Here is a 23764-nt window from a genome sequence, read left to right on the forward strand (position 1 = left end):
GCATGTCCGTCTGCATCTATGCCCCCGCCTCCAGCGCCAACCTCAGCGTCGGTTTCGATCTGCTGGGCCTGGCCCTGAAGCCCCTGGACGGCAGCCTGCTCGGTGATTGGGTCCAGGCCGAGTTCAGCGCCACGCCGAGCCTGGCCTGCTGTGGCCCCTTCGCCAAGGATCTGCCCGGGGACAATATCGTCGATCGGGCCCGGGAGCGCTTCGGCGCTGCCCTGGCGGCAAGGGGTATGGCGGCCCGGCCGGCGGCCCTTTGCCTGTACAAGGGGCTGCCGGTCGGCTCGGGCCTCGGCTCCTCCGCCACCAGCGTGGTGGCGGCCCTGGTGGCCCTCAACGAACTCCATGACGGGCCCCTGGACGATGATGAGCTGCTGGCGCTGATGGGCGAGCTGGAAGCCAGCATCTCAGGGGCGCGCCACTTCGACAACCTGGCCCCGGCCTTCCTTGGCGGCCTCAGGTTGATCACCGGCGGCCAGCACAGCCGGGCCCTGCCGACTCCCGATGCCGTCTGGCTGATCGCCTACCCGGGTGTCCGCCTCGACACCAGGGAGGCCCGCGCCTGCCTTCCCGAGGCGCTGTCGCTGGAAGACAGCCTGGCGGTGGCCCGGCGGCTGGCCGCCTTCGTCGATGCCTGCCACAATCGGGATCCGGCCTGCTTCGCACAGATGGTGGACATCATTGCCGAACCCAGGCGCCAGGCGCTGATCCCGGGCTGTCGCCCCGCCTGGCAGGCCATGGCCGATTGTGGCGCCCTGGCCACCGGTATCTCCGGGTCCGGCCCCAGCCTCTACGGCTGCTTTGCCGACCAGGCTTCAGCGGCATTGGCCAAGGCCAGGCTGGAGCAGCAATTCCTGGTGGGCAAGGACGGCTTTGTGGTGCTGTGCACAGTGGATCAACAAGGCGCACGCGCCCTGGGGGAACAAGCATGCAACTAATAAACCTGAAACACCCGGATGAACAACAGCTCTTTGCCGGCGCCTGCCTGCAGGGGTTGGGCCGGGGCCAGGGCCTGTTCTTCCCCGCCGCCTGGCCGGCCGTCAACATGGCGGCGCTGCTGAGTCTGCCCAGGGCCGAACGCCATGGGCTGCTGCTACAAAGCCTGCTTGGTGATGAGTTCGACGCCGGCCAGCGGGCGCAGCTGCTGGCCGGCACCTTCGACTTCCCGGCCCCGCTGGTGGAGGTGGAGCCCCACTGCTATGCCTTGGAGCTCTTTCACGGCCCCACCCTGGCCTTCAAGGACTTCGGCGCCCGCTTCCTGGCCCGCTGCCTGTCGCTGCTGGCCAGAGAGCCGGTCACCATACTCACCGCCACCTCGGGCGACACCGGCGCCGCCGTCGCCCACGCCTTCCACGGCCTGGCCAATGTCCAGGTGGTGGTGCTCTACCCCAGGGGCCGGATCAGTGCCCTCCAGGAGCGGCTGTTCTGTACCCTGGGCGGCAATGTCCACACCCTGGCCGTGGACGGCAGCTTCGATGACTGCCAGGCCCTGGTCAAAAAGGCCTTCGACGATGCCGCCCTGGTCGGGGCCATGGGCCTCAACTCCGCCAATTCCATCAATATCGCCCGGCTGCTGGCCCAGGTGTTCTACTATGTGGACGCCGTGGCCCAGCTGCCACCTAAGCGGCGCGAGTCGCTGCTGATCTCGGTGCCCTGCGGCAACTTCGGCAACCTCACCGCCGGCCTGATCGCCAAGGCCCTGGGCCTGCCCGTGGACAACTTCGTGGTGGCCACCAACGCCAACGACACAGTGCCCCGCTACCTGGCAAGCGGCCAATGGCAACCGGCCGCCACTGTGCCGACCCTGGCCAACGCCATGGACGTGAGCCGGCCCAACAACTGGCCCAGGGTCGAGGCGCTGCTGCGGCAGCAGGGCTGGTCCCTTGCCGAACTTAAGCACGGTCACCTGGATGACGCCGCCATCCTCGATGCCGTGCATCACCTGGACGGACTTGGCTATCAGGCCGAGCCCCATGGCGCCATCGCCTACGAGCTGCTGCGCCGGCATCGGCGACCTGGCCAGACCGGCATTTTCCTGGCCACGGCCCACCCGGCCAAGTTTGCCGACGTGCTCGAGGAAAGGGTCGGCCTGAAGGTGCCCCTGCCGGACGTGTTGAGCCAAGCCCTGGACAGGCCGCTGCTGTCACGGCCGCTGGCCAACGACTTCGGCGCCCTGCGCAGCTACCTGAAGGGGTTGTAACAAAAAGGCCGGCGAATGCCGGCCTTGTCTGGTCAGGGCTGGTAGTCCCTGAGCTTGGTCAGGGCGCTGCTGCCCACGTAGCCGATGGCGGCCAGGGCGTCCATGTCGGCAATGGGCCGGGCGGCGACGATGTTGCCGGCGGCGCGGCTGTCCAGGGCCACGGCGTCGTCCAGGGTGGCCTGGCTGGCGGTGTTGGCCAGCTCCAGGGTGGCCTGGACCTGGGCACCGGTGAAGGTCACCCCTTCCCAGGTACCGCCTGCGGGCAGCGGCGCACCCGCGCAATCGCTTTCGCCCTTGGCCTCGCAGAACATCCGCTCGAAGGCGCCGTGGAACTGGGCGGCCACGTTGGCGTCATGGATGGCGATGAGGTTCTCGTCGTTGCCGAAGGCGGCCGCACCCGAGGCGTTGTGGGAGCCGGTCACCACCATGTTGTCGATGACAAAGAACTTGTGGTGCAGCTTGTCACCGCCAGGCACCTTGGCCGCGTAGACCTCCACCGGAGTTGGCCAGGGGTTGTTGCCATGACCGGTGTAGGCGTCCACCTCGTATTCGCCGTTGTCGTTGAGCTTGGCGATACCGGCCATGTCCTGGAACTCGCTGAAGTAGCGGTAGAAGAAGCTGCTGTCGCCGACACCGCGGATCTCGGCGCCCCTGCCCTGGGCCACCTGCATGGCATCGGCCAGCACCTGGGCGCTGAAGGCGAACTGGGCCACCTCGATGCGCTGCTCGGCGCCCTTGAGCCAGGCTTCCAGATTGGCCAGGGTGGAGCCGGCGTACAGGGTCGGTGACTGGGGCGTGAACTGCACCTCCACCTTGATGTTGTCATTGTCGGTGTAGGTCACCGTCAGCTGGTGGTCCTGCTTGCCGAGGCCGAACAGGGAGTCCTTGGCGCCGCCCTGGCCGTCACCCCACATCTGGTTGAACTGGTAGGCGTATTCGCCGGCCAGTTGCTGGGACTGGATCACCAGCATGTGGTTAAGGTTGCCTGCGGAGATCAGCTGGCCCTGGGCGTCCAGATCGCCGTGGATACCGCTCTGGGTGAAGTTGGTGGAGCCGGTCAGCACCTTCCTGCCGTCGACGACGATGAACTTGTTGTGCTGGATCTTGGAGCCGGCGGAGCCGTTCTCGGTATCATCGATCCAGGGGATGCCGGCGCCCTCCAGGATGGCCAGGGCCTGCTGGTTCTCGGCACCGATGTTGTCCTCGTCGGTGATGACCCGCACCGTGACACCCCGTTGCCTGGCCGCCTTGAGGGCGTTGGCGATGCCGGGCAGATCCAGGTCGTAGATGGCCACGTCCAGGCTACTGCTGGCCGCGTCTATGACGTCTATGACCACCTGTTCCAGGTTGGTCTCGACGGCAGGCGGGTTCACGGGGTGATTGAAGTAGACGTCGATATCGCCGGCCTGGGCAGTGGCAGCCAGGCCCAGGCACAACGCCAGGGGGGACAGTCTTAGCATGATGTTATCTCTTGTCGTTATAGTGTGCGGCATCCTGCCATAGGGGTCCCTTCCCTGGGCGGCGCTATTGTCACGGCAAGTTGTTGCATAATCAAAGATTTTTTGTGACAACTCCTGGTGGTTGGAAAACGGAAAGGGGCGGCCCTGTAACCAATGGCAGCAACTTTTTCCAATGCTGAATGGTCAATAAACCACCATTTGATAGCGCTTCACTGTGCGGGGGGGATCCGTAGACTGGCTCCTGCAAGCAACATTTCTCGATTCCCTCGAGACCCCTTACAGGCCGCTATCCAGCGGCCTTTTTTTTGGTTCATCGCGGATCTCCGGGGAAGGCGGCTTTTATCTTCAGGAAGAAGTACTCCAGATCCCGATAGCCATAAGCCATCCGCTTCATCAGTTTGATTTTGTTGTTCATCCCCTCCAGCCGGCAGGTATGGAGGGGATAGCTGGCGGAAGCGACTATCCCTGGCAAGTAGGGTTTTAGCTTACGGGCGAACTGCAACAGCGGCGCGATGCCACTTTCCTCCACCTGCTGCCACCAGAGCCGCCATTGGCGATGGGCCGTTTGCTCATCGCGGCAGTACCACAGCGCCTTCAACTGCTCCTTGAGCACGTAGACCACCATCAGATCACGGTTGGCGGCCAGCAAGGCTTCGAGGCGGCCACGTTCCTTGTCATTGAGATTGCCCTCGTTTTTGAGCAACACCCAGCGGCTACGCTTGATATGACGGCGGGCCTGCTGCTCGGTGCCCTGGGCCTTGGCACAGTCGAGCCGCACCCGGTCAATCACCTCCCGGCCATACTTGGCCACCACATGGAACAGGTCGTAGACCACCCTGGCGTTGGGGCAATGCGCCTGCACCTCCAGATCGAAGGCGGTGTTCATGTCCATCGCCACGGCCTCGATCTGCTGACAGCGTTCGCCTAGCCGCTCGAAGAAGGGCCGGATGCTGCGGCGACTGCGTCCCTCGCCTATCCACAACACCTGGTGGGTATCCGCATCGGCGATGACGGTGGCGTAGCGGTGGCCCTTGAACAGGGCGAACTCATCCATGACCAGTCGTCGCAACCGGGACCAGTCGGGCTCGGTGACCTGCCGCTGCAGGCGGCGCTTGTCGATGGCCTTCACGGTGTGCCAGTGCAGCCCCAGCAGTTCACCGACCTGCTTGACCGGCAGTAACGCCAGTAGGCGTTCGGCGTAGCGTTCCAGACGGCAGCTCAAACGGGCGAAGGGACGCAGCCAGGAGATGTGTTCGGTCCCTCGGCCGCACTGATGGCAGTTAAGCCGTCGCACCGGCACCTTGAGGGTCACGGTATGGTCCATCAGTGCGCGATCGGCGACCGTTCTCCAGGTGGTGTCGTGGACGGCTTGGGCCAGCTTGCCGCAACGACAGCAGGGCGGGCGATTGGGGCTGAGGTGAATGGTGAGATGTTGGTCGTGTTGCTCTATGTGGTCGGGGCTAAAGCCTTCCCACAGCTCGAACGGAAGGGTAAGCTGCGACATCGAAAACGGCTGGTTGGTTAGTGTCTTTGTTTGGCGACATCACAATAACCTATCCAGCCGTTTTCACATCTATTCCCCGCTAATGTGCGAAGAACCTTTTTTTTCTCCTCGGTCCCTGCGCCTCGGGCGGACGGCTATGCTTTTCACTTAAGGGGATCTGGAGGGGTAGTACTCATGTGCGAGCGCGTTGCGGTTCATGGCGTTTATGATGGCAAGCGCATCATAGGTACCGGCTTTGACAGCCTGGAGCTGGGCAACAACGGCGATCTCAAACCGACCCAACAGCTGCAGTGCTATGTGCAGGAAGGCGACAGCGCCAGCACCCTTAGCCTGAAATGGGGCCTGGCGGCCCGCAACTCCAAACGGCTGCTGATCAACGCCAAGGCGGAAACGGTGGCGGATCTCATCACCTTCAAATTCGCCTTCAACACCCGTCGCTGCCTGGTCCCCATCAACGGCTGGTACGAATGGCGCCAGAAGGGTCACCGTCGCCAGCGTTACTACTTCTCCAGCCCGGAACAGCACATGCTGGTGGCCGGGATCTGGTGGCAACCCAACGAGCGCTTCCCCGACGGCTCGGTGATCCTGCTGACCCAGGAGGCGATGCGGCCCTGCCTGGAGCGCATGCCGGTGCTGCTGCGCCCTGAGGTGGCCCAGGCCTACCTCAGCAACACCATCTGCGCCCTGGAATTGACGGCCAGCTACCAGGGGCCGGAGATCCTTGGCGAGGCGGTGGACGGCCCCATCCACTTCTGATCGGCTGAATTTCTGAAACGAAAAAAGGCGCCCAGGGGCGCCTTTGCTAATGCTTTGATTTTAATGGTGCCCGAGGCCGGACTTGAACCGGCACGCCGCGAACGGCGAGGGATTTTAAATCCCTTGTGTCTACCAATTTCACCACTCGGGCCCATATGGCAAAAAAGTCGTCCTGCGACGACTTTTCCAACCTGGAGGCGCGACCCGGAGTCGAACCGAGATCCACGGATTTGCAATCCGCTGCATAGCCATTCTGCCATCGCGCCAAATCTGGAGCGGGAAACGAGACTCGAACTCGCGACCCCAACCTTGGCAAGGTTGTGCTCTACCAACTGAGCTATTCCCGCATTTTATTTTTCAGCCTGGACCAGCCTGCCCTGCAAACACAGTTTATCCGTTCTGCTGCGGCCTTAAAGCCGTTCCGGTCTTGTAACTGGAGGCGCGACCCGGAGTCGAACCGAGATCCACGGATTTGCAATCCGCTGCATAGCCATTCTGCCATCGCGCCAAAGTCTGGAGCGGGAAACGAGACTCGAACTCGCGACCCCAACCTTGGCAAGGTTGTGCTCTACCAACTGAGCTATTCCCGCTTAAGTGCGAGCCATTCTACCCGCTTGCCGGTCTGAGTCAATATCCCAAAACAGGGCTTTCAGACCGTTTAAACAAAAAAACAGCAAAAAGTGCCTTTTTTATACGATCAGCCCCGGCCGGCCTGCCACAGATCCTGCCAGGCCGCCCGCAAGTAACTGAGCATGGACCAAAAAGTCAGCACCATGGCGATATAGATCAGCACATAACCCGTGGTGATGATGAAATCATTGTAGCGGGACAGCAGGCCGATCAGGGCCAGCATCTGCGCCGCCGTCTTGAACTTGCCCACCCAGGACACCGCCACCCGGGAGCGTTTGCCCAGCTCCGCCATCCATTCCCGGAGCGCGGAGATCACCAGTTCCCGGCCGATCATGGTCAGCGCCGGTATGGTGATCCAGACGCTCTGGTAGTCCTCGACGATGACCACCAGGGCCGACGCCACCATGATCTTGTCTGCCACCGGATCCAGGAAGGCGCCAAAGGGCGTGGACTGGTTGAGCTTGCGGGCCAGGTAGCCGTCCAGCCAGTCGGTGACGGCGGCCAGCCAGAACGCGAAGGCCGCGGCCATATAGGACCAGTCGTAAGGCAGGTAGAACAGCACCAGGAAAATGGGGATCAGGAGAATGCGAAAGGAGGTAAGGAGATTGGGTATGTTCATCTTGTTATGAGGCTGCCCCTAGTGGCTGTGCAGTGTAGCATGAATGCGTTCGGCCAATGAACGGCTGATCCCGGGCACCTTGGCCAGTTCGTCGACACTGGCCTTCTGCACCTGCTGCAGGCCGCCCATGAACTTGAGCAGGGCCTGGCGCTTCTTGGGGCCGATCCCCTCTATGCCCTCCAGGGTGGAGGTACGCTTGGCCTTGGCCCGCTGGCCTCGGTGGCCACTGATGGCGAAGCGGTGGGCCTCGTCGCGGATATGCTGGACCAGGTGCAGGGCCGGATCGTCCGCCGGCAGGTTCACCTCCTGGTGACTGCCGCCGAAGATCAGCACCTCCTGCCCTGCCCGCCTGTCGACGCCCTTGGCCACGCCGATCAGCAGTGGCCCATTGGGCCAGTCGGCGAAATGCCGCTCGGCCTGGGCCAGCTGGCCCTTGCCGCCGTCGATAAAGAGGATGTCGGGCAGGTTTTCCGCCCCTTCCTTGTAACGCCTGGCCAGGGCCTGGGCCATGGCCGCATAGTCGTCGCCCGGGGTGATGTCCTTGATGTTGTAGCGGCGGTAGTCGCTCTTGAGCGGCCCCTCCTCCCCGAACACCACGCAGGAGGCCACCGTCTGCTGGCCCATAGTATGGGAGATGTCGAAACATTCCATGCGGGCGATGGGATCCACCAGGCCCAACCTGGCCCTGAGGGACCGATAGCGGCCCTGGATGCTGTCCCTGGTGGCTAGGTGGCTGGCCAGGGCGGTCTGGGCGTTCTTGGCGGCCAGCTGCAGGTAGCGGCGCCGCTCGCCGCGCACATTGCTGCGAAAACGCACCTTGCGGCCCACCTCCTGGCTGACCGCCTCCTCCAGCACGGCCAGCTCCGGCAGGGTGCGATCGACCAGCACCTCGGCCGGCGGCGTACGGCCGCTAATGCCGCCCAGGTAGAACTGCTGCAGGAAGGCGGTCAGGCCCTCTTCCAGCTCGGTGCCCTTGGGCATCTTGGGGAAATAGCTCTTGGAGCCCAGTACCTTGTTGTCGCGCACCACCAGCACCTGCACCGCCAGCTGGCCCTTGTCCTCGGCACTGGCGATGATGTCCAGCTCCACGGCATTGCCGCTGACCCACTGGCTTTCCTGGACGGTGCGCAGGGCCTGGATCTGATCCCGGTAGCGGGCGGCCGCCTCGAACTGGAGCTCGCGGCTGGCGGCCTCCATCTTCTCCACCAGGCTGGCGATCACCTGCTGGTTCTTGCCGGACAGGAATAGCTTGGCCAGCTCCACCTCCACCTGGTAGTCCTCGTCGCTGACATGGCCCGGCACGCAGGGCGCCAGGCAGCGCTTGAGCTGGTATTGCAGGCAGGGCCGGGAGCGGTTGCGGTAGTAGGCGTCCTCGCACTGGCGCACCGGGAACAGCCGCTGCATCAGCTTCAGGGACTCGCGCACGGCGCCGGCGGAAGGATAAGGGCCGTAGTAGTCCCCCTTCTCCTTCTTGGGGCCCCGGTGCACGGCGATGCGCGGGTGGCGATGACCGGACACCAGAATGTAGGGGTACCCCTTGTCATCCCGAAGCAGCACATTGTACTTGGGCCTGTGGGCCTTGATCAGATGGTTTTCCAGGATCAGCGCCTCGGTCTCGGTGTTGGTCACCGTGACCTCGATGGAACGGATCTGCGCCACCAGGGCCTGGGTCTTGACCGAGTCCGGGGTGCGGCTGAAGTAGCTGGACACCCGCTTCTTGAGGTTCTTGGCCTTGCCCACATAGATGACGGTGCCGGCGCCGTCGTACATGCGGTAGACGCCCGGCTTGGAGGTCAAGGCCTTGAGGAAGGCCTTGGGATCGAAGCTGTCCATGGGCTTAGAGCTTGCTGGCGTCCAGCATGCCGTGGCGGATGGCCAGGTGGGTCAGCTCGACGTCGTTGGCGATGTCCAGCTTGGCGAACAGGCGGTAGCGGTAGCTGTTGACCGTCTTGGGGCTGAGGCTGAGCTGCTCGGAGATGGCCTGCACCTTCTCGCCCTTGGTGATCATCATCATGATCTGCAGCTCGCGGTCGGACAACTGGCCGAAGGGGTTCTCGTCGGCGCCGTTGAACTGGGACAGGGCCATCTTCTGGGCGATGTCCGGGGCCAGGTAGCGCTGGCCGGTGTTGACGCTCTTGATGGCGCGAAGCATCTCGTCGGGCTGGGCGCCCTTGGTCAGGTAACCGGCGGCACCGGCCTGCATCACCTTCTGGGGGATGGGCTCCTCGGTGACCACGGTCAGCACCAGGACCTTGATGTCGGGGTTGTAGCGCAGGATCTTGCGGGTGGCCTCCAGGCCGCCGATGCCGGGCATGTTCATGTCCATCAGCACCAGATCCGGGGCCTGTTCGCGGCAGAACTTGACGGCCTCTTCACCGGTCTGGGCCTCCCCTATCACCTTGACGCCCTTGGCATCCTCGATGATGCGGCGGATCCCCGTCCTCACCAGTTCGTGGTCATCGACAAGCAATACTTTGATCAAAACGGCAAACCCCGCTCACCACAGATAGCCCAACATTATGCAAAGCCATGGGCCACGGCAAGTGTTTCCGGCCGGTGTTGCTGACAAGTGCCGCAACTTTGAACAAAGGCGGGCAAAGGCTTTGCGCAAGCCAGGAAACGAAAAAAGCCACCCCATGGGGTGGCTTTTCGAATAGTGGCGGAGGGACAGGGATTCGAACCCTGGATGGGCGTTAACCCATGCCGGTTTTCAAGACCGGTGCATTCAACCGCTCTGCCATCCCTCCGCAGCAGACGCCGAGCACTATAGCCAGCCCCTTGGGCCCTGTAAAGTGCCTCCTGCACCGTTTGCTCATTAGTTGGTCAAAGCCGCCGCCCTTTTGCTAAAGTGCGAGCAAGTCCCTAAGATGATGGGCAAAGTTTTTTATTGGCATCCCTTTTGTTAAGGAGCAACAGATGCAACACAGCAATGTCGCCACCGCCAGGCGCGAGTCGGCACTCAGCACCAACAAGGTGCTGCGCAACACTTACTGGCTGCTGGGCATGACCCTGGCCTTCAGTGCCGTCATGGCCTTCACCAGCATGGCCCTGAACCTGCCCCACCCCGGCCTCATCATCACCCTGGTCGGCTTCTATGGTCTGCTGTTCCTGACCCACAAGACCGCCAACTCCGGCGCCGGCATCGTCAGCGTCTTCGCCCTGACCGGCTTCATGGGCTATACCCTGGGCCCCATCCTCAGCCTGTACCTGGGCGCCGGCATGGGCGATCTGGTGATGATGGCCCTGGGCGGCACGGCGCTGATCTTCTTCAGCCTGTCCGCCTATGTGCTCAGCACCGGCAAGGACATGTCCTTCCTGGGCGGCATGATGATGGCCGGCTTCTGGGTGATCCTGGCCCTGTTCGTGGCCAACCTGTTCCTGGATGTGCCCATGCTGCACCTGGCTCTGTCCGGCCTGTTCATCCTGTTCGCCTCCGGCGCCATCCTGATGCAGACCAGCGCCATCATCCACGGCGGCGAGCGCAACTACATCCTGGCCACAGTCACCCTGTTCGTCAGCATCTACAACCTGTTCATCAGCCTGCTCAACATCCTCACTGCCCTGTCCGGGGACGACTGAGGTACAATAGGCGCACCGCAAACACGGCCCCCCTGCGGGGCCGTTTTCGTTTGGACGTTATGGCAACTATTACGATTTTGGTCAGCGACGCTCCCTGGGCGGCGCTCAACTACGCCAAGGCGGCCCTGGACGCCGGCCACAGCCTGGCCAGCGTGTTCTTCTACCAGGACGCCGTGGCCCAGATCAGCAGCCTCAAGGTGCCGGTGGGCGACGAGCCGGATCTGAACAAGGCCTGGACGGCCCTGGCCCGGCAACAGGGTCTGGAGCTGGCGGTATGCGTGGCGGCCGCAGAGCGGCGCGGCATCGTCGACGAGCAGGCCAGCCTTGATGCGGGCCTGACCGGCCACAGCCTGGCCGAGCCCTTCCGACTGGCCGGCCTGGGCGAGCTGGTGGAAGCGACCATCCACAGCGACAGGACGGTGCAATGGTAAGCAAGCAGATCGCCTTGGTGATGACCAGGGCCCCCTTCGCCGGCCACGCCGGCCGCGAAGGCCTTGACGCGGCCCTGGTGGCCGCCGCCTACGAGCAGGAGCTCTGCCTGTGCTTTATTGGCGACGCCGTCTGGCAGCTGCTGCCCCAGCAGGAGCCGGCCCTGGCCCACAGCAAGGACTATCTGGCCACCCTCAAGGCGCTGCCCCTCTACGAGGTGGAGCGGCTCCATGTTTGCGCCGCCTCCCTGGCCGAGCGCGGTATCGAGCCCGGCGAGATCCGCCTGCCGGTAGAAGTACTGGCCCCCGAGGCCCTGGCCGGGCTGCTCAAGCAACAGGACGCGGTGTACAGGTTCTAAGATGACGACTTTGCATATTATCGGCAGCCGCCAGGGCCTGACGGCCGCCCTGCCCTACCTGGGCCAGGATGACGCCCTGCTCTTTCACGGCGACGGCTGCTACGACGCCCTTAACTGGCAGGGCCCCCAGGCCAGCTACTGGCTGGAAGAGGACGCCCGGGCCCGGGCCCTGCTGGGCCGCTGCGACCAGGCCCAGGCGCTCGGCTGGCCCCAGGTGGTGGCCTTGACGTTGGACCACAAGAATTCGGTGACCTGGTAATGGATCTGAACGCAATAGAAAGAGACAAGCAGGGCTACCTGCTCAACTCCAGCGACTGGCGGGAAGCCCTGGCGCCGCAGCTTGCCGCCGAGGAAGGCATAGAGCTGAGCGAGGCCCACTGGGAGGTGGTGCACTTCGTGCGCGACTTCTACCAGGAATTCCAGACCTCCCCGGCCATGCGGGTGCTGGTCAAGGCCATGAAGCAGAAGTTTGGCGAGGACAAGGGCAATTCCGCCTACCTGTTCAAGCTCTTTCCCAAGGGCCCGGCCAAACAGGCCACCAAGATAGCCGGCCTGCCCAAACCGGCCAAATGCCTCTAATAAAAAAACCGGCCTAGGCCGGTTTTTTTATGTCGTCAAGGCGCAAGGTCCCGGCGATCAGCGCCTCCTTCTGGCGCTTGGGCAGGGCCTTTACCCTGTACTCCAATGACAGCGCCTGGCCCCTGGCGCCCACCACCGCCTGGAAGGCCAGGCTCAGGGGGCCCTTGCCCCTCAGGGCCCGGGCGGCACGGGCACCGCCGCCCTGGTGTTCGGCAAAGCGGCGTGCCACGTCCGTGGTGATCCCGGTGTAGAGCTGGCCGCCCTTCATGCGCACCAGGTACAGGGACCACTCAGTCATAGGGGGTGGGGATGGGCCTGCGCTTGTGCTGGGTGTTGAGGTAGATCTGCACCAGGCGGTCGCGGACCCTATCGGTGACCGGCTTGCCTTCCAGGAAGTCGTCTATCTCGTCGTAAGTCAGGCCCAGGGCCGCCTCGTCGGCCTTCTGGGGCGCCAGGCATTCCAGATCCGCGGTCGGCACCTTGCCCACCAGCAGATCCGGCGCGCCCAGAGTGGCGGCCAGCTGGCGCACCTGGCGCTTGGACAGGCCGAACAGCGGCGCCAGATCGCAAGCGCCGTCCCCCCATTTGGTGAAGAAGCCGGTGATGTTCTCGGCGCTGTGGTCGGTGCCCAGCACCAGGCCACGGACCAGGCCGGCTATTTCGTACTGGGCCACCATGCGGGCCCGGGCCTTGACGTTGCCCTTGACGAAATCCTTGGTCATCTCGCACTCGGGCACCAGGCCGGTGTGGGCCAGGGCGTCGTGGGTGGCCTCGTGCAGGCCGTCGACACCGGCCTTGACGTTGACGCTGACCGCATGGGTGGGCTGGATGAAGCGGATGGCCAGCTGGGCCTCGTCCTCGTCCTGCTGCTCGCCATAGGGCAGGCGCACGGCGATGAACTGGTAGTTGTTGCTGGCGGTTTCCCGGTTCAGCTCGTCCACGGCCAGCTGGGCCAGGCGGCCACAGGTGGTGGAGTCGACGCCACCGCTGATCCCCAGCACCAGGCTTTGGCAACCGCTGGCCTGGAGCTGGCGCTTGATGAAATCGACCCGGCGACGGATCTCGAGCTCGGCGTCGATCTCGGGCAGTACCCGCATTTCGTGGCGGATCTGGGCTTCCATAGTGTTGTCCTCTCAAGAAAACGCCAGCTGACGCTGGCGCTTGACCTTAACCGATGTGGCTCTTGCCGCCCATGTAGGGGCGCAGTACCTCTGGCACCTCGATGCGGCCGTCCTTGGTCTGGTAGTTTTCCATGATGGCCACCAGGGTGCGGCCCACCGCCAGGCCGGAGCCGTTCAGGGTATGCACCAGCTCGGGCTTGCCGGTCTGGGGGTTACGGAAACGGGCCTGCATGCGCCTGGCCTGGAAGTCGCCGACATTGGAGCAGCTGGAGATCTCCCGGTAGGTGTCCTGGGCCGGCAGCCAGACCTCGATGTCGTAGGTCTTGGTGGCGCCGAAGCCCATGTCGCCGGTACAGAGCACCACGGTGCGGTACGGCAGGCCCAGCTTCTGCAGCACGGTTTCGGCATGGCCGGTCAGCTCTTCCAGGGCCTCGAAGGAACGCTCGGGGTGGACTATCTGCACCAGCTCCACCTTGTCGAACTGGTGCATGCGAATGAGGCCGCGGGTGTCCTTGCCGTAGGAGCCCGCCTCGGAGCGGAAGCAGGGGGTGTGGGCGGTCATCTTCAGCGGCAGCTGCTCGGCCTCGAGGATCTCGCCGCGCACCAGGTTGGTGACCGGCACCTCGGCGGTGGGGATCAGGCTCAGGTGCTGCTTCTCTTCGGTGGCCGGCTTGATGTTGAACAGATCCTCGCCGAACTTGGGCAGCTGGCCGGTGCCGTAGAGGCTGTCCTCATTGACCAGGTAAGGCACATAGACTTCCTGGTAGCCGTGCTGCTCGGTGTGCAGGTCCAGCATGAACTGGGTCAGGGCCCGGTGCAGCTTGGCCAGCTCGCCGCGCATCACCACGAAACGGGAGCCGGACAGCTTGACGCCGTCCTCGAAGGACAGGCCGGCCAGGCTCTGGCCCAGATCCACATGATCCTTGACCTCGAAATCGAAGGTTCTGGGGCTGCCCCAGCGGCGGATCTCGACGTTGTCGGCCTCGTCCCTGCCCACGGGCGCGGACTCGTGGGGCAGGTTGGGAATGGCCAGGGCCAGGGACTGCAGCTCGGCCAGCAGCTCGTCCAGCTCGGCCTTGGCGGCGTCCAGCTGGGCGTTGATGTCATTGACGGCGGCCTTCAGGGGCGCGATGTCTTCACCGTTGCGGGCGGCCTGGCCTATGGCCTTGGAGCGGCTGTTGCGCTCGCTCTGCAGCTCCTGGGTGCGGACCTGCAGGTCCTTGCGCTTTTCCTCCAGGGCCTGGATGCGGGCCACGTCCAGTTCAAAGCCACGGGTGGCCAGGCGGCGGGCGGTCTCTTCGAGTTCGTTTCTGAGGTATTTGTTATCCAGCATGAGACTTCTGTCGTGATGTCCTTAGTCGTCTTGGGGCAGTGTACCAGATGGCTCGGGGCCAAAGTAGCGCCGCTGCGGGCTTTGGGCGTCGCGCTGGCGCAGGTAGTCGAGCTTGTCGGCGATCTTGGCCTCCAGGCCCCGGTTGGAGGGGAAATAGTAGCGCCTGTCCTTGAGCTCGGGCGGGAAATAGTTCTCGCCTGCGGCGTAGGCGCCGGGCTCGTCGTGGGCGTAGCGGTATTCGGCGCCGTGGCCCAGTTCCTTCATCAGCTTGGTGGGGGCGTTGCGCAGGTGCACCGGCACCTCGTAGTCCGGCAGCTCCCTGGCCTCCTGCCTGGCCTGGTTGAAGGCGGTGTACACGGCGTTGGACTTGGGCGCCGCCGCCAGGTAGAGGATGGCCTGGGCAATGGCCCGCTCCCCTTCCGCCGGGCCGACCCGGGTGAAGGTGTCCCAGGCATTGAGGGCCAGGGTCAGGGCCCGGGGATCGGCGTTGCCGATGTCCTCGGAGGCGATGGCCAGCAGCCGCCTTGCCACGTAGAGGGGATCGCAGCCCCCCTCCAGCATGCGGCAATACCAGTACAGGGCCGCGTCCGGGGCCGAGCCGCGGATGGACTTGTGCACCGCCGAGATCATGTCGTAGTAGCGGTCGCCGCCCTTGTCGAAGCGGCTCACCTGGCGGCCCAGCACCTCGCCGATAAGCCCCTCTTCTATGACCTTGTCCTCGGCCATGTCGGACAGCAGCTCCAGGTAGTTGAGGGACTTGCGGGCGTCGCCGCCGGCCAGGCGGGCGATCCTGGCCAGGGCCTGATCCGAGGCCTTAAAGCCCGGCAGGCCCCGGGGATCGCTCAGGGCCCGTCTCAGCAGTCCCAGCAGATCGTCTTCCTCCAGGGACTTGAGCAGGTAGACCCTGGCCCGGGACAGCAGGGCCCCGTTCAGCTCGAAGGAAGGATTCTCGGTGGTGGCACCGATGAAGATGACGGTGCCGTCCTCGATATGGGGCAGGAAGGCGTCCTGCTGGGCCTTGTTGAAGCGGTGCACCTCGTCCACGAACAGCAGCGTCTTGCGCTGACGGGCCTTGGCGTTGTCGATGGCCTGGCGGATGTCCTTGACGCCGCTGGTGACGGCGGAGATGCGCTCCACCTCGGCATCACAGTAATGGGCCACCAGCTCGGCCAGGGTGGTCTTGCCGGTGCCGGGGGGGCCCCAGAGGATCATGGAATGAACCCGGCCCGCCTCTATGGCCTTGCGCAGGCCCTTGCCCGGGCCCAGCAGGTGCTGCTGGCCCACGTATTCGTCCAGCACCACAGGCCGCATGCGCGCCGCCAGGGGGGCCTGGGGGCCGTCACCGAAATCCAGGCTGAGGCTGCTCATCGCTGATCGTCGACCAGCACCCCCTGTGGCGGGGTGAACTCGAAGCGGATGGCCGGGTTGTCTGCCATGGGGCTTTGGAAGCCCTCAAAGCGGACCTCGTTGCGCTGGCCGGAGGCATCCTGGATGGTCAGGCCCTCGACCCGCTCGCCGTCGAAGCGCACCGTCAGGGCGGTGACATAGGCGCCCTCTTCCTCCATGGGCCTGATGGTGAAATCGTCACCCCGGGACTCGATGCGGAACTGGGCCCAGATGGCCTCGTCCTGGCTGGACAGCAGCAGCATGGGGGTGCGGCCCACGGCGTCCCGGGGCGAATAGAGGGTGACCTGCTCCACGAAGGGGTTGTACAGCCAGAGGGTGTCGCCGCTGGAGATCAGCAGGGTCTCGTCCGGGCTCTGGGTGTGCCAGTACAGCTTCTGGGGCCGGCTCACCGCCATGGTGCCGCTGGCTTCCATGGCCAGGTTGCCGTCGGCGTCCGTCACCCTTTGGCTGAAATCGGCGCTGAAACTGCCCAGGGCCGCCAGCCTGCTCTTGAGGACGTCGGCGGCGGTGGTGGCGCTGGCCGGCATGGCCAGGCCCAGCAGCAGGGCGATCAGGGTCTTGTGCATATCAATCTCCGGTCGGGCTCGGCACCAGGACGTCCCTGTTGCCGTTGTGGCCAGGTGCAGATACGACACCGGCCATTTCCATCTGTTCAATGAGGCGGGCGGCCCTGTTGTAGCCGATCTTGAGCTTGCGCTGGACGCTGGAGATGGAGCCGCGGCGGCTCTCGATGACGAAGGCCACCGCCTCGTCGTAGAGGGGATCCTTCTCGGCGTCGTCCTCGAGCTGTTCGCCCGGCAGCAGGGTCTCCTGGGTCACCTCGCCGCTCAGGATGGCGTCGATGTACTGGGGCTTGCCGCGCTTCTTCCAGTCCTCCACCACCTTGTGCACCTCGTGGTCGTCGACAAAGGCGCCGTGGACCCGGGTCGGCACCCCGGTGCCCGGCGGCAGGTAGAGCATGTCGCCCTGGCCCAGCAGGCTCTCGGCGCCCTGCTGATCCAGTATGGTGCGCGAGTCTATCTTGCTGGACACCTGGAAGGCGATGCGGGTGGGGATGTTGGCCTTGATGAGGCCGGTTATCACGTCCACGGACGGGCGCTGGGTGGCCAGGATCAGGTGGATGCCGGCCGCCCTCGCCTTCTGGGCGATGCGGGCGATGAGCTCTTCCACCTTCTTGCCCACTATCATCATCATGTCGGCGAACTCGTCCACCACCACCACGATGCGGGGCATGGGCTCCAGATCCGGCGCCTCCAGCTCCATGGACTGGGCCTGGTTCCAGAGCGGATCCTTGATGGGCTGGCCGGCGGCGATGGCGTCCTTGATCTTCTTGTTATAGCCCTTGAGGTTACGCACCCCCATCAGCGACATCAGCTTGTAGCGGCGCTCCATCTCGCCCACGCACCAGCGCAGGGCATTGGCGGCGTCCTTCATGTCGGTGACCACCTCGGTGAGCAGGTGGGGGATGCCCTCGTAGACCGACAGCTCCAGCATCTTGGGGTCGATCATGATCAGGCGCACGTCTTCCGGGGCGCTCTTGTACAGTAGCGACACCAGCATGACGTTGACGCCCACGGACTTACCGGAGCCCGTGGTACCGGCCACCAGCAGGTGCGGCATCTTGGCCAGATCCACCACCACCGAATTGCCGGCAATGTCCTTGCCCAGCACCATGGTCAGGGGCGAGTCGGCCTCTTCAAACTGCCTGTTGTTGATGACCTCGGACAGGTACACCACCTCACGGTGCTGGTTGGGCACTTCCAGGCCGATCACCGACTTGCCGGGGATCACTTCCACCACCCGCACGGAAATGGCCGACAGGGCCCGGGCCAGATCCTTGGACAGGTTGCTGATCTTGGAGACCTTGACGCCGGGCGCCAGATCCAGCTCGAAACGGGTGATCACCGGGCCCGGGTGCACGTCCACCACCGTGGCCTGGATGTTGAAGTCGGCCAGCTTGGCCTCCACCAGCCGGGAGACCTGCTCCAGCTCTTCCTCTGTGATGGGATTGCGGTTCTTGTCCGGCCTGTCCAGCAGGTTCATGGACGGGAAAGGCTCGGCCGGCGCTTCGGCAACGGCGGCCAGGGCCTGGCCGCTTTGGGCCGGTTTGGGCTTGACCGGCGCCGGGGCCGAGGCTTCATCCAGCCAGGGCAGATCCAGTTCTTCCTCCCGGTCCTCTTGCTCGTCGGCGGACCAGGACAGCACCGGCTCTTCCCGCGCCGCCCTGGGTTCGTCGTCCAGGGCGCTCAGGGCAGGAAGCTCGGGCTCGGCGGCAAACAGGCTGGGCTCTTCCCGGCGCTGCGGCGTTTTCGGCGCCTCTTCGGCCAGGAACTCGACCTCTTCACCGGCCTCGACCTCATCGGCTTCGGCCTCGTCGTTACGGCGGCCAAAGCGCGGCAGGCTGGGCCTGGGCAGGCTGACATCGACGCCGTCACGGAAGCGGTCCAGGAACCATTGGCCGCCGGCTATGGTGGCGGCGCCCAGGCGATCCACCAGGGCCACCCAGGACAGGCCGGTGATCATGGTGACGCCCATGGCGATCATGGCCAGCAGGATGATCAGGGTGCCGACGAAGTTGAACCAGGGCTGCAGGGCACTGGCCATGAGGTCGCCCAGCAGGCCGCCGGCGGAATAGGTGTGCAGATCGGCAAAATGGATGCTGGCGATGCCGGTAAAGCCCAGCACCGCCAGCACCACGCCGATGAGGCGCAGGGCCACGGCCAGGTAGTCGATGCTGACCAGGGCCCGGTAATGGCGGAACATCACCCAGCCGGCCAGGGCCATCAGCAGCGGCAGCGGGTAGGCCAGCAGCCCCAGGCCAAAGAACAGGATGTCGGCCAGCCAGGCGCCAATGGTGCCGGCGGCATTGCGGATCTCGCCCGGCACCCCGGTCTGGGACCAGCCCGGATCGGCCGGGTGGAAGCTGAACAGGGCGATCAGCAGGAAAAGGGAAAACAGGGTACTCACCACCAGCCCCGCTTCGAGCAGGCGCTGAACGCCGGATAAGGATCTGAGCTCGTTACGCTCGGTCAAGTTCAATACTCCCTGAAACGAAATGCGGCGGTCTTATATGGAATGCGCTGACCGTCTCTTATTACTGTCGGGCCATGATAACAGCCCTAATTCTCAATCAGTACCTTGGCCTGGTTTTTGACTTCTTCCATAACCACATAGGTACGGGTCTCCTTGACCCCGGGCAGGCGCAGCAGGGTTTCCCCCAACAGCTCGCGATAGGCAGACATATCGGCTACCCGGGTCTTGAGCAGGTAGTCGAAATCACCAGAGACCAGGTGGCACTCCTGGATGATGTCCAGCTTCTGCACCGCCTGGGTGAAGTCGTCGAAGATATCGGAGGAGGTCCGGTCCAGGGTTACCTCCACGAATACCAGCAGCGCCGAGCCCAGGAACCTGGGGTTGATGATGGCCGTGTAGCCCTGGATATAGCCGTCCCGCTCCAGGCGTTTAACCCTTTCCAGACAAGGGGTTGGGCTAAGACCGACGCGCCTGGAGAGTTCCACGTTGGAGATGCGGCCGTCGTTTTGCAGCTCTATCAGGATATTGCGGTCGATCCTGTCCAGTTCTTTCGTCGGCTTGCGCGCCTTGGGTAGCATAAATCCACTTTTTGCTTGGCGTGAATCAGAGCAAAATACTGTTTTTTGCCTAAAAAAAGCAACTCATTCTCTGAACTGCTACCTATACTAGCGACCAAATTCAACCACTGCCTGAATATAAGGAAAACAGCGATGATCATCGGTGTACCTAAAGAGATTAAGAACCACGAATACCGCGTCGGCATGGTGCCGGCCAGCGTCCGCGAAGTGATCGGCCACGGCCACCAAGTCTTTGTTGAAACCAATGCCGGCGCCGGCATCGGCTTCACCGACGAAGACTACATCGCCGCCGGTGCCCAGATCCTGCCCACCGCCGACGACGTTTTCGCCAAGGCCGAGATGATCGTCAAGGTCAAGGAGCCCCTGGCCGAAGAGCGTGTCCGCCTGCGTGAAGGCCAGCTGCTGTTCACCTACCTGCACCTGGCCCCGGACTTGCCTCAGACCGAAGATCTGGTCAAGTCCAAGTGTGTGGCCATCGCCTACGAGACCGTCACCGACGACAAGGGCGGCCTGCCCCTGCTGGCCCCCATGTCCGAAGTGGCCGGTCGCATGTCCATCCAGGCCGGCGCCCTGGCCCTGGAAAAATCCAAGGGTGGCCGCGGCATGCTGCTGGGCGGCGTCCCGGGCGTGGATCCGGCCAAGGTGGTCGTGATCGGTGGTGGTGTGGTCGGCTCCAACGCTGCCCGCATGGCCGTGGGCCTGCGCGCCGACGTCACCATCCTGGATCGCAACATCGACACCCTGCGTCGCCTGGACTCCGAGTTCCAGGGCCGCGCCAAGGTGGTCTACAGCACTGTCGACGCCCTGGAGCGCCACGTGCTGGAAGCCGACCTGGTCATCGGTGCCGTGCTGATCCCCGGTGCCGCCGCGCCCAAGCTGGTCACCGCCGACCACATCAAGCGCATGAAGACAGGTGCCGCCATCGTGGACGTGGCCATCGACCAGGGCGGTTGCTTCGAAACCTCCAAGGCCACCACCCACGCCGAGCCCACCTACATCGTCGATGACGTGGTGCACTACTGCGTGGCCAACATGCCGGGCGCCGTGGCCAGGACCTCCACCTTCGCCCTGAACAACGCCACCCTGCCCTACATCATCAAGCTGGCCAACAAGGGCTACAAGCAGGCCCTGCAGGAAGACAAGCACCTGCTGGCCGGCCTGAACGTGATCCATGGTCAGATCACCTGCAAGGAAGTGGCCGAAGCCCACGGCCTGCCCTTCGTGGACGCCGCCAGCGCCCTCAACGGCTAAGGCCGATTGCGCCAATCGATAAACCCCCGCACCCGCGGGGGTTTTTTGTTGGCGGCCTTTTACCTAGAATGCCAAGGCATTTTGAATTAGACGTCGGAGAAATGATGAGCAACGTCAAGCACTGCCGCCTGTTGATCCTGGGCTCGGGCCCGGCCGGTTATACCGCCGCCGTATACGCCGCCCGCGCCAACCTGCAGCCCGTCCTGGTGACCGGCATGCAACAGGGTGGCCAGCTGACCACCACCACTGAGGTTGAGAACTGGCCCGGCGACGCCGAGGATCTGACCGGCCCGGCCCTGATGGAGCGCATGCAGAAGCATGCCGAGCGCTTCAACACCGAGATCATCTTCGATCACATCAACGAAGTGGATCTGTCCGAGCGTCCCTTCAGGCTCAAGGGTGACAGCCATCAGTTCACCGCCGATGCCCTGATCATCTGCACCGGCGCCTCCGCCAAGTACCTGGGGCTGGAGTCCGAGACCGCCTTCCAGGGCCGCGGCGTCTCCGCCTGTGCCACCTGCGACGGTTTCTTCTACCGCAACCAGAAGGTGTCCGTGATCGGTGGCGGCAACACCGCCGTCGAAGAGGCCCTGTACCTGGCCAACATCGCCTCAGAAGTCCACCTGGTGCACCGCCGCGAAACCTTCCGCGCCGAGAAGATCCTGGTCGACCGCCTGATGAAGAAGGTGGAGGAAGGCAAGATCATCCTGCACCTGAACCGCACCCTGGACGAGGTGCTGGGCGACGACATGGGCGTCACCGGCATGCGCATCAAGTCCACCCAGGACGACAGCACCGAAGAGCTGGCTTTGGCCGGGGTGTTCGTGGCCATAGGCCACAAGCCCAACACCGACATCTTCGCCGGCCAGCTGGAGATGAAGGACGGCTACCTCAAGGTCCAGAGCGGCCTGGAAGGCAACGCCACCCAGACCTCGGTACCCGGCGTGTTCGCCGCCGGCGACGTCATGGACCATGTCTACCGCCAGGCCATCACCTCCGCCGGCAGCGGCTGCATGGCGGCCCTGGACGCCGAGCGCTTCCTGGACAGCCTCCAGGACTGAACAAGGGGGCCGCTTAGCGGCCCTTTTTGTTCTGGCTTACACTTTTCTATGGGCTTTTCGTTTTTTGGTTAACGCCGATGACCATAGCGCTACCTGAATTACCGGAAAACCCCTGTCTCTTTCCAGATCCGATCACGGCACTGGATTCGCCCAATGGACTGTTGGCTTTTGGGGGTGATCTGTCGCCGACACGTTTGATGTCCGCCTACCGTCTGGGGATCTTCCCCTGGTTCAACCCGGGCGAGCCCATACTGTGGTGGTCGCCCAATCCCCGCGCCGTGGCGCGACCGGGCGACGTCTACCTGTCACGCAGCCTGGCCAAGTGGCTGCGCAAGACCCCCTACCGCTATACCCTCAACAGGGCCTTTACCCAGGTGCTGGACGGCTGCAGCGCCCCGAGAAAGGAGCAGCAGGGCACCTGGCTGAGCCCCCTGATGCGGGCCGCCTATATCCAGCTGCACCAGCTCAGGCTGGCCCATTCCCTGGAGGTCTGGCTGGACGACGAACTGGTGGGCGGTCTCTATGGCGTCGCCATCGGCAAGATCTTCTGCGGTGAGTCCATGTTCCACCGCCGCTCCAATGCCTCCAAGGCGGCCTTCGTGATGCTGCACCAGCACCTGGCCGCCGTCGGCACCCAACTCATCGACTGCCAGCTGATGAACCCCCACCTGGCCTCCCTGGGCGTGCTCGAGATCCCCAGGGGCCAGTTCCTGGATCTGCTGGCCGCCCTTAGGGACGGCACCGTGCAGCCGGACGCCTGGCTGCCCCAGGAGCTCCACCATGTCGGCTAACCTGCTCAAGGGCCTCTACTGCGGCCTCACCAAGCCCTTCCCCTGCTCCTATCTGCCGAAGCAGGACGAGCAGTTGCTGGTGATCACCGAGTCCCCCATGGATCTGCCCCATTACGAGGCGCTGCTGGGGCTGGGCTTTCGCCGTAACGGCGACGACGTCTACCGGCCCCATTGTCCTGGCTGTACCGCCTGTGAATCGCTGCGCCTGGACGTGTCCGCCTTCGAGCCGGACCGGGGCCAGCGGCGGATCCTGAGCAAAAACCGTGATGTTGAATTGCGGCTTTCCGACGAGCTGGACGACCGCCATTTCGCCCTCTACTGCGCCTATATCGAGGCCAGGCATCGCGAAGGCGGCATGTATCCCCCGTCCCGGGCTCAGCTGGAGCGCTTCGCCAAGGCCAGCTGGATGCCGCTGACCTTACTGGACCTTTACATCAAGGACGAGCTGGCCGCCTGCGCCATCACCGATATCACGGCCAACAGCCTGTCGGCCCTTTACACTTTCTTCAGCCCCGAACTGCCCAGGCGTTCCCTGGGTAAACTGGCCATACTCAAGCAATGGCAACTGGCCCGGGAGCTCGGCAAACAGTGGCTCTACCTGGGCTACCATATCGAGGAATGCAGCAAGATGAACTACAAGACCAGCTACTGCCCCCACGAGCGATTCATCGCCGGGCGCTGGTTTCGTTTCGACCAATGCTTTACAGCGCCGCCTGGTTAAGGCAAGATCGGCGCCGATTTATCGGTTACTTGAGGTTTTGCACTTAATGGCGAAAGAAGACGTGATTGAGCTGCAGGGTACCATCCTGGAAACCCTGCCCAACACCATGTTCCGCGTCGAGCTGGAAAACGGCCACGTGGTTACTGCACACATTTCCGGCAAGATGCGGAAAAACTACATCCGCATCCTGACCGGTGACACCGTCACCGTTCAGCTGACGCCCTACGACCTGACCAAGGGTCGCATCGTCTTCCGCTCCCGTTAAGCAGCGAAATCAAAAAGCCCGGCCAGATGGCCGGGCTTTTTCTATTCGCCTGCTCAGGTGGTGGCGTCTGCGGTCTGGCCCTGGCA

General features: G+C 63.9%; 25 protein-coding genes and 6 tRNA genes. 13 read left to right on the top strand and 18 right to left on the bottom strand.

The window, feature by feature from the left end:
- Positions 1-2 precede the first annotated feature (2 nt).
- Both thrB and thrC read left to right on the top strand, forming a co-directional pair.
- Entirely contained in the window at positions 3-941 is a 939-nt protein-coding gene (thrB, locus tag WDB71_RS08060) for a homoserine kinase (protein ID WP_341504138.1), read from the top strand.
- Entirely contained in the window at positions 932-2203 is a 1272-nt protein-coding gene (gene thrC, locus WDB71_RS08065) for a threonine synthase (protein ID WP_341504139.1), read from the top strand. Before thrB ends, thrC begins: the two co-directional genes overlap by 10 nt.
- A gap of 32 nt (positions 2204-2235) precedes the next feature.
- On the opposite strand, the gene WDB71_RS08070 is transcribed toward thrC, so the two are convergent.
- Both WDB71_RS08070 and WDB71_RS08075 read right to left on the bottom strand, forming a co-directional pair.
- Positions 2236-3663, bottom strand: coding sequence for a phospholipase D-like domain-containing protein (locus tag WDB71_RS08070; RefSeq protein WP_341504140.1), 1428 nt, complete (start codon positions 3661-3663; stop codon positions 2236-2238).
- 310 nt (positions 3664-3973) lie between these two features.
- Positions 3974-5167 (bottom strand): ISL3 family transposase, encoded by a 1194-nt coding sequence (locus WDB71_RS08075; protein WP_341501879.1) that lies wholly within the window; start codon positions 5165-5167, stop codon positions 3974-3976.
- Between the two features lie 174 nt (positions 5168-5341).
- On the opposite strand from WDB71_RS08075, the gene WDB71_RS08080 reads away from it, so the two are divergent.
- Positions 5342-5923, top strand: a complete 582-nt coding sequence (locus WDB71_RS08080; protein ID WP_341504141.1) for an SOS response-associated peptidase family protein — start codon at positions 5342-5344, stop codon at positions 5921-5923.
- 64 nt (positions 5924-5987) lie between these two features.
- On the opposite strand, the gene WDB71_RS08085 is transcribed toward WDB71_RS08080, so the two are convergent.
- The 9 genes from WDB71_RS08085 to WDB71_RS08125 all read right to left on the bottom strand — a co-directional run bounded on the left by WDB71_RS08085 (position 5988) and on the right by WDB71_RS08125 (position 9919).
- Positions 5988-6074 (bottom strand) — tRNA-Leu (locus WDB71_RS08085).
- Positions 6075-6115: 41 nt separating this feature from the next.
- Positions 6116-6189, bottom strand: a tRNA-Cys gene (locus tag WDB71_RS08090).
- Positions 6190-6194: 5 nt separating this feature from the next.
- A tRNA-Gly gene (locus tag WDB71_RS08095) sits at positions 6195-6270 on the bottom strand.
- Positions 6271-6357: 87 nt separating this feature from the next.
- Positions 6358-6431, bottom strand: a tRNA-Cys gene (locus tag WDB71_RS08100).
- A 6-nt stretch (positions 6432-6437) separates the two neighbouring features.
- Positions 6438-6513 (bottom strand) — tRNA-Gly (locus tag WDB71_RS08105).
- 107 nt (positions 6514-6620) lie between these two features.
- A complete protein-coding gene (gene pgsA, locus WDB71_RS08110; protein WP_341504142.1) occupies positions 6621-7172 on the bottom strand; it encodes a CDP-diacylglycerol--glycerol-3-phosphate 3-phosphatidyltransferase in 552 nt (183 codons plus the stop codon).
- Positions 7173-7190: 18 nt separating this feature from the next.
- Complete coding sequence (gene uvrC, locus WDB71_RS08115; RefSeq protein ID WP_341504143.1) at positions 7191-9005, bottom strand: excinuclease ABC subunit UvrC; 1815 nt, start codon at positions 9003-9005, stop codon at positions 7191-7193.
- 4 nt (positions 9006-9009) lie between these two features.
- Complete coding sequence (gene uvrY, locus WDB71_RS08120) at positions 9010-9654, bottom strand: UvrY/SirA/GacA family response regulator transcription factor (RefSeq protein ID WP_341504144.1); 645 nt, start codon at positions 9652-9654, stop codon at positions 9010-9012.
- 175 nt (positions 9655-9829) lie between these two features.
- A tRNA-Ser gene (locus WDB71_RS08125) sits at positions 9830-9919 on the bottom strand.
- 169 nt (positions 9920-10088) lie between these two features.
- On the opposite strand from WDB71_RS08125, the gene WDB71_RS08130 reads away from it, so the two are divergent.
- Genes WDB71_RS08130 through WDB71_RS08150 form a run of 5 tightly spaced genes read left to right on the top strand, consistent with a single transcriptional unit; the run spans position 10089 to position 12117 of the window.
- Complete coding sequence (locus WDB71_RS08130; protein ID WP_341504145.1) at positions 10089-10751, top strand: Bax inhibitor-1/YccA family protein; 663 nt, start codon at positions 10089-10091, stop codon at positions 10749-10751.
- Between the two features lie 59 nt (positions 10752-10810).
- On the top strand, positions 10811-11182 hold the full coding sequence (tusD, locus tag WDB71_RS08135) for a sulfurtransferase complex subunit TusD (protein WP_341504146.1): 372 nt from the start codon (positions 10811-10813) through the stop codon (positions 11180-11182).
- Positions 11176-11538 carry a sulfurtransferase complex subunit TusC gene (gene tusC, locus WDB71_RS08140; protein WP_341504147.1) on the top strand — a complete coding sequence of 121 codons (363 nt, stop codon included), beginning with the start codon at positions 11176-11178 and terminating at the stop codon, positions 11536-11538. The genes tusD and tusC overlap by 7 nt, the downstream gene beginning before the upstream one ends.
- 1 nt (position 11539) lies before the next feature.
- The gene (locus WDB71_RS08145) at positions 11540-11797 is read left to right on the top strand and encodes a DsrH/TusB family sulfur metabolism protein (RefSeq protein WP_341504148.1); all 258 of its coding nucleotides are present in this window, start codon (positions 11540-11542) and stop codon (positions 11795-11797) included.
- Entirely contained in the window at positions 11797-12117 is a 321-nt protein-coding gene (locus tag WDB71_RS08150) for a TusE/DsrC/DsvC family sulfur relay protein (RefSeq protein WP_341504149.1), read from the top strand. The genes WDB71_RS08145 and WDB71_RS08150 overlap by 1 nt, the downstream gene beginning before the upstream one ends.
- 13 nt (positions 12118-12130) lie before the next feature.
- Here the strand turns inward: WDB71_RS08150 and WDB71_RS08155 are convergent, their stop codons facing one another.
- The 7 genes from WDB71_RS08155 to lrp all read right to left on the bottom strand — a co-directional run bounded on the left by WDB71_RS08155 (position 12131) and on the right by lrp (position 19589).
- Positions 12131-12415: a GIY-YIG nuclease family protein gene (locus WDB71_RS08155; protein WP_341504150.1), complete on the bottom strand. Its 285-nt coding sequence runs from the start codon at positions 12413-12415 to the stop codon at positions 12131-12133.
- Positions 12408-13238, bottom strand: coding sequence for an ammonia-dependent NAD(+) synthetase (gene nadE, locus WDB71_RS08160; protein WP_341504151.1), 831 nt, complete (start codon positions 13236-13238; stop codon positions 12408-12410). Before nadE ends, WDB71_RS08155 begins: the two co-directional genes overlap by 8 nt.
- Positions 13239-13284: 46 nt before the next feature.
- Positions 13285-14571 (bottom strand): serine--tRNA ligase, encoded by a 1287-nt coding sequence (serS, locus tag WDB71_RS08165; RefSeq protein ID WP_341504152.1) that lies wholly within the window; start codon positions 14569-14571, stop codon positions 13285-13287.
- A 21-nt stretch (positions 14572-14592) separates the two neighbouring features.
- A complete protein-coding gene (locus WDB71_RS08170) occupies positions 14593-15939 on the bottom strand; it encodes a replication-associated recombination protein A (protein WP_341504153.1) in 1347 nt (448 codons plus the stop codon).
- Positions 15936-16544, bottom strand: a complete 609-nt coding sequence (gene lolA, locus WDB71_RS08175) for an outer membrane lipoprotein chaperone LolA (RefSeq protein ID WP_341504154.1) — start codon at positions 16542-16544, stop codon at positions 15936-15938. Before lolA ends, WDB71_RS08170 begins: the two co-directional genes overlap by 4 nt.
- Position 16545: 1 nt before the next feature.
- Positions 16546-19011: a DNA translocase FtsK 4TM domain-containing protein gene (locus WDB71_RS08180; RefSeq protein WP_341504155.1), complete on the bottom strand. Its 2466-nt coding sequence runs from the start codon at positions 19009-19011 to the stop codon at positions 16546-16548.
- Positions 19012-19097: 86 nt separating this feature from the next.
- Positions 19098-19589, bottom strand: a complete 492-nt coding sequence (lrp, locus tag WDB71_RS08185) for a leucine-responsive transcriptional regulator Lrp (RefSeq protein WP_341504156.1) — start codon at positions 19587-19589, stop codon at positions 19098-19100.
- Positions 19590-19721: 132 nt separating this feature from the next.
- Between lrp and ald the strand changes: the two genes are divergently transcribed.
- From ald to infA, 5 genes are all read left to right on the top strand, one after another.
- Entirely contained in the window at positions 19722-20840 is a 1119-nt protein-coding gene (ald, locus tag WDB71_RS08190; protein ID WP_341504157.1) for an alanine dehydrogenase, read from the top strand.
- Between the two features lie 104 nt (positions 20841-20944).
- A complete protein-coding gene (gene trxB, locus WDB71_RS08195) occupies positions 20945-21901 on the top strand; it encodes a thioredoxin-disulfide reductase (RefSeq protein WP_341504158.1) in 957 nt (318 codons plus the stop codon).
- 77 nt (positions 21902-21978) lie between these two features.
- Complete coding sequence (gene aat / locus WDB71_RS08200) at positions 21979-22692, top strand: leucyl/phenylalanyl-tRNA--protein transferase (protein ID WP_341504159.1); 714 nt, start codon at positions 21979-21981, stop codon at positions 22690-22692.
- Positions 22682-23413, top strand: a complete 732-nt coding sequence (locus WDB71_RS08205; protein WP_341504160.1) for an arginyltransferase — start codon at positions 22682-22684, stop codon at positions 23411-23413. The genes aat and WDB71_RS08205 overlap by 11 nt, the downstream gene beginning before the upstream one ends.
- A gap of 46 nt (positions 23414-23459) precedes the next feature.
- A complete protein-coding gene (gene infA / locus WDB71_RS08210) occupies positions 23460-23678 on the top strand; it encodes a translation initiation factor IF-1 (RefSeq protein ID WP_341504161.1) in 219 nt (72 codons plus the stop codon).
- The last annotated feature ends 86 nt before the right edge of the window (positions 23679-23764 follow it).

This window comes from Gallaecimonas sp. GXIMD4217 (assembly GCF_038087665.1).
In the GTDB taxonomy this organism is placed as follows: Bacteria; Pseudomonadota; Gammaproteobacteria; order Enterobacterales; family Gallaecimonadaceae; genus Gallaecimonas.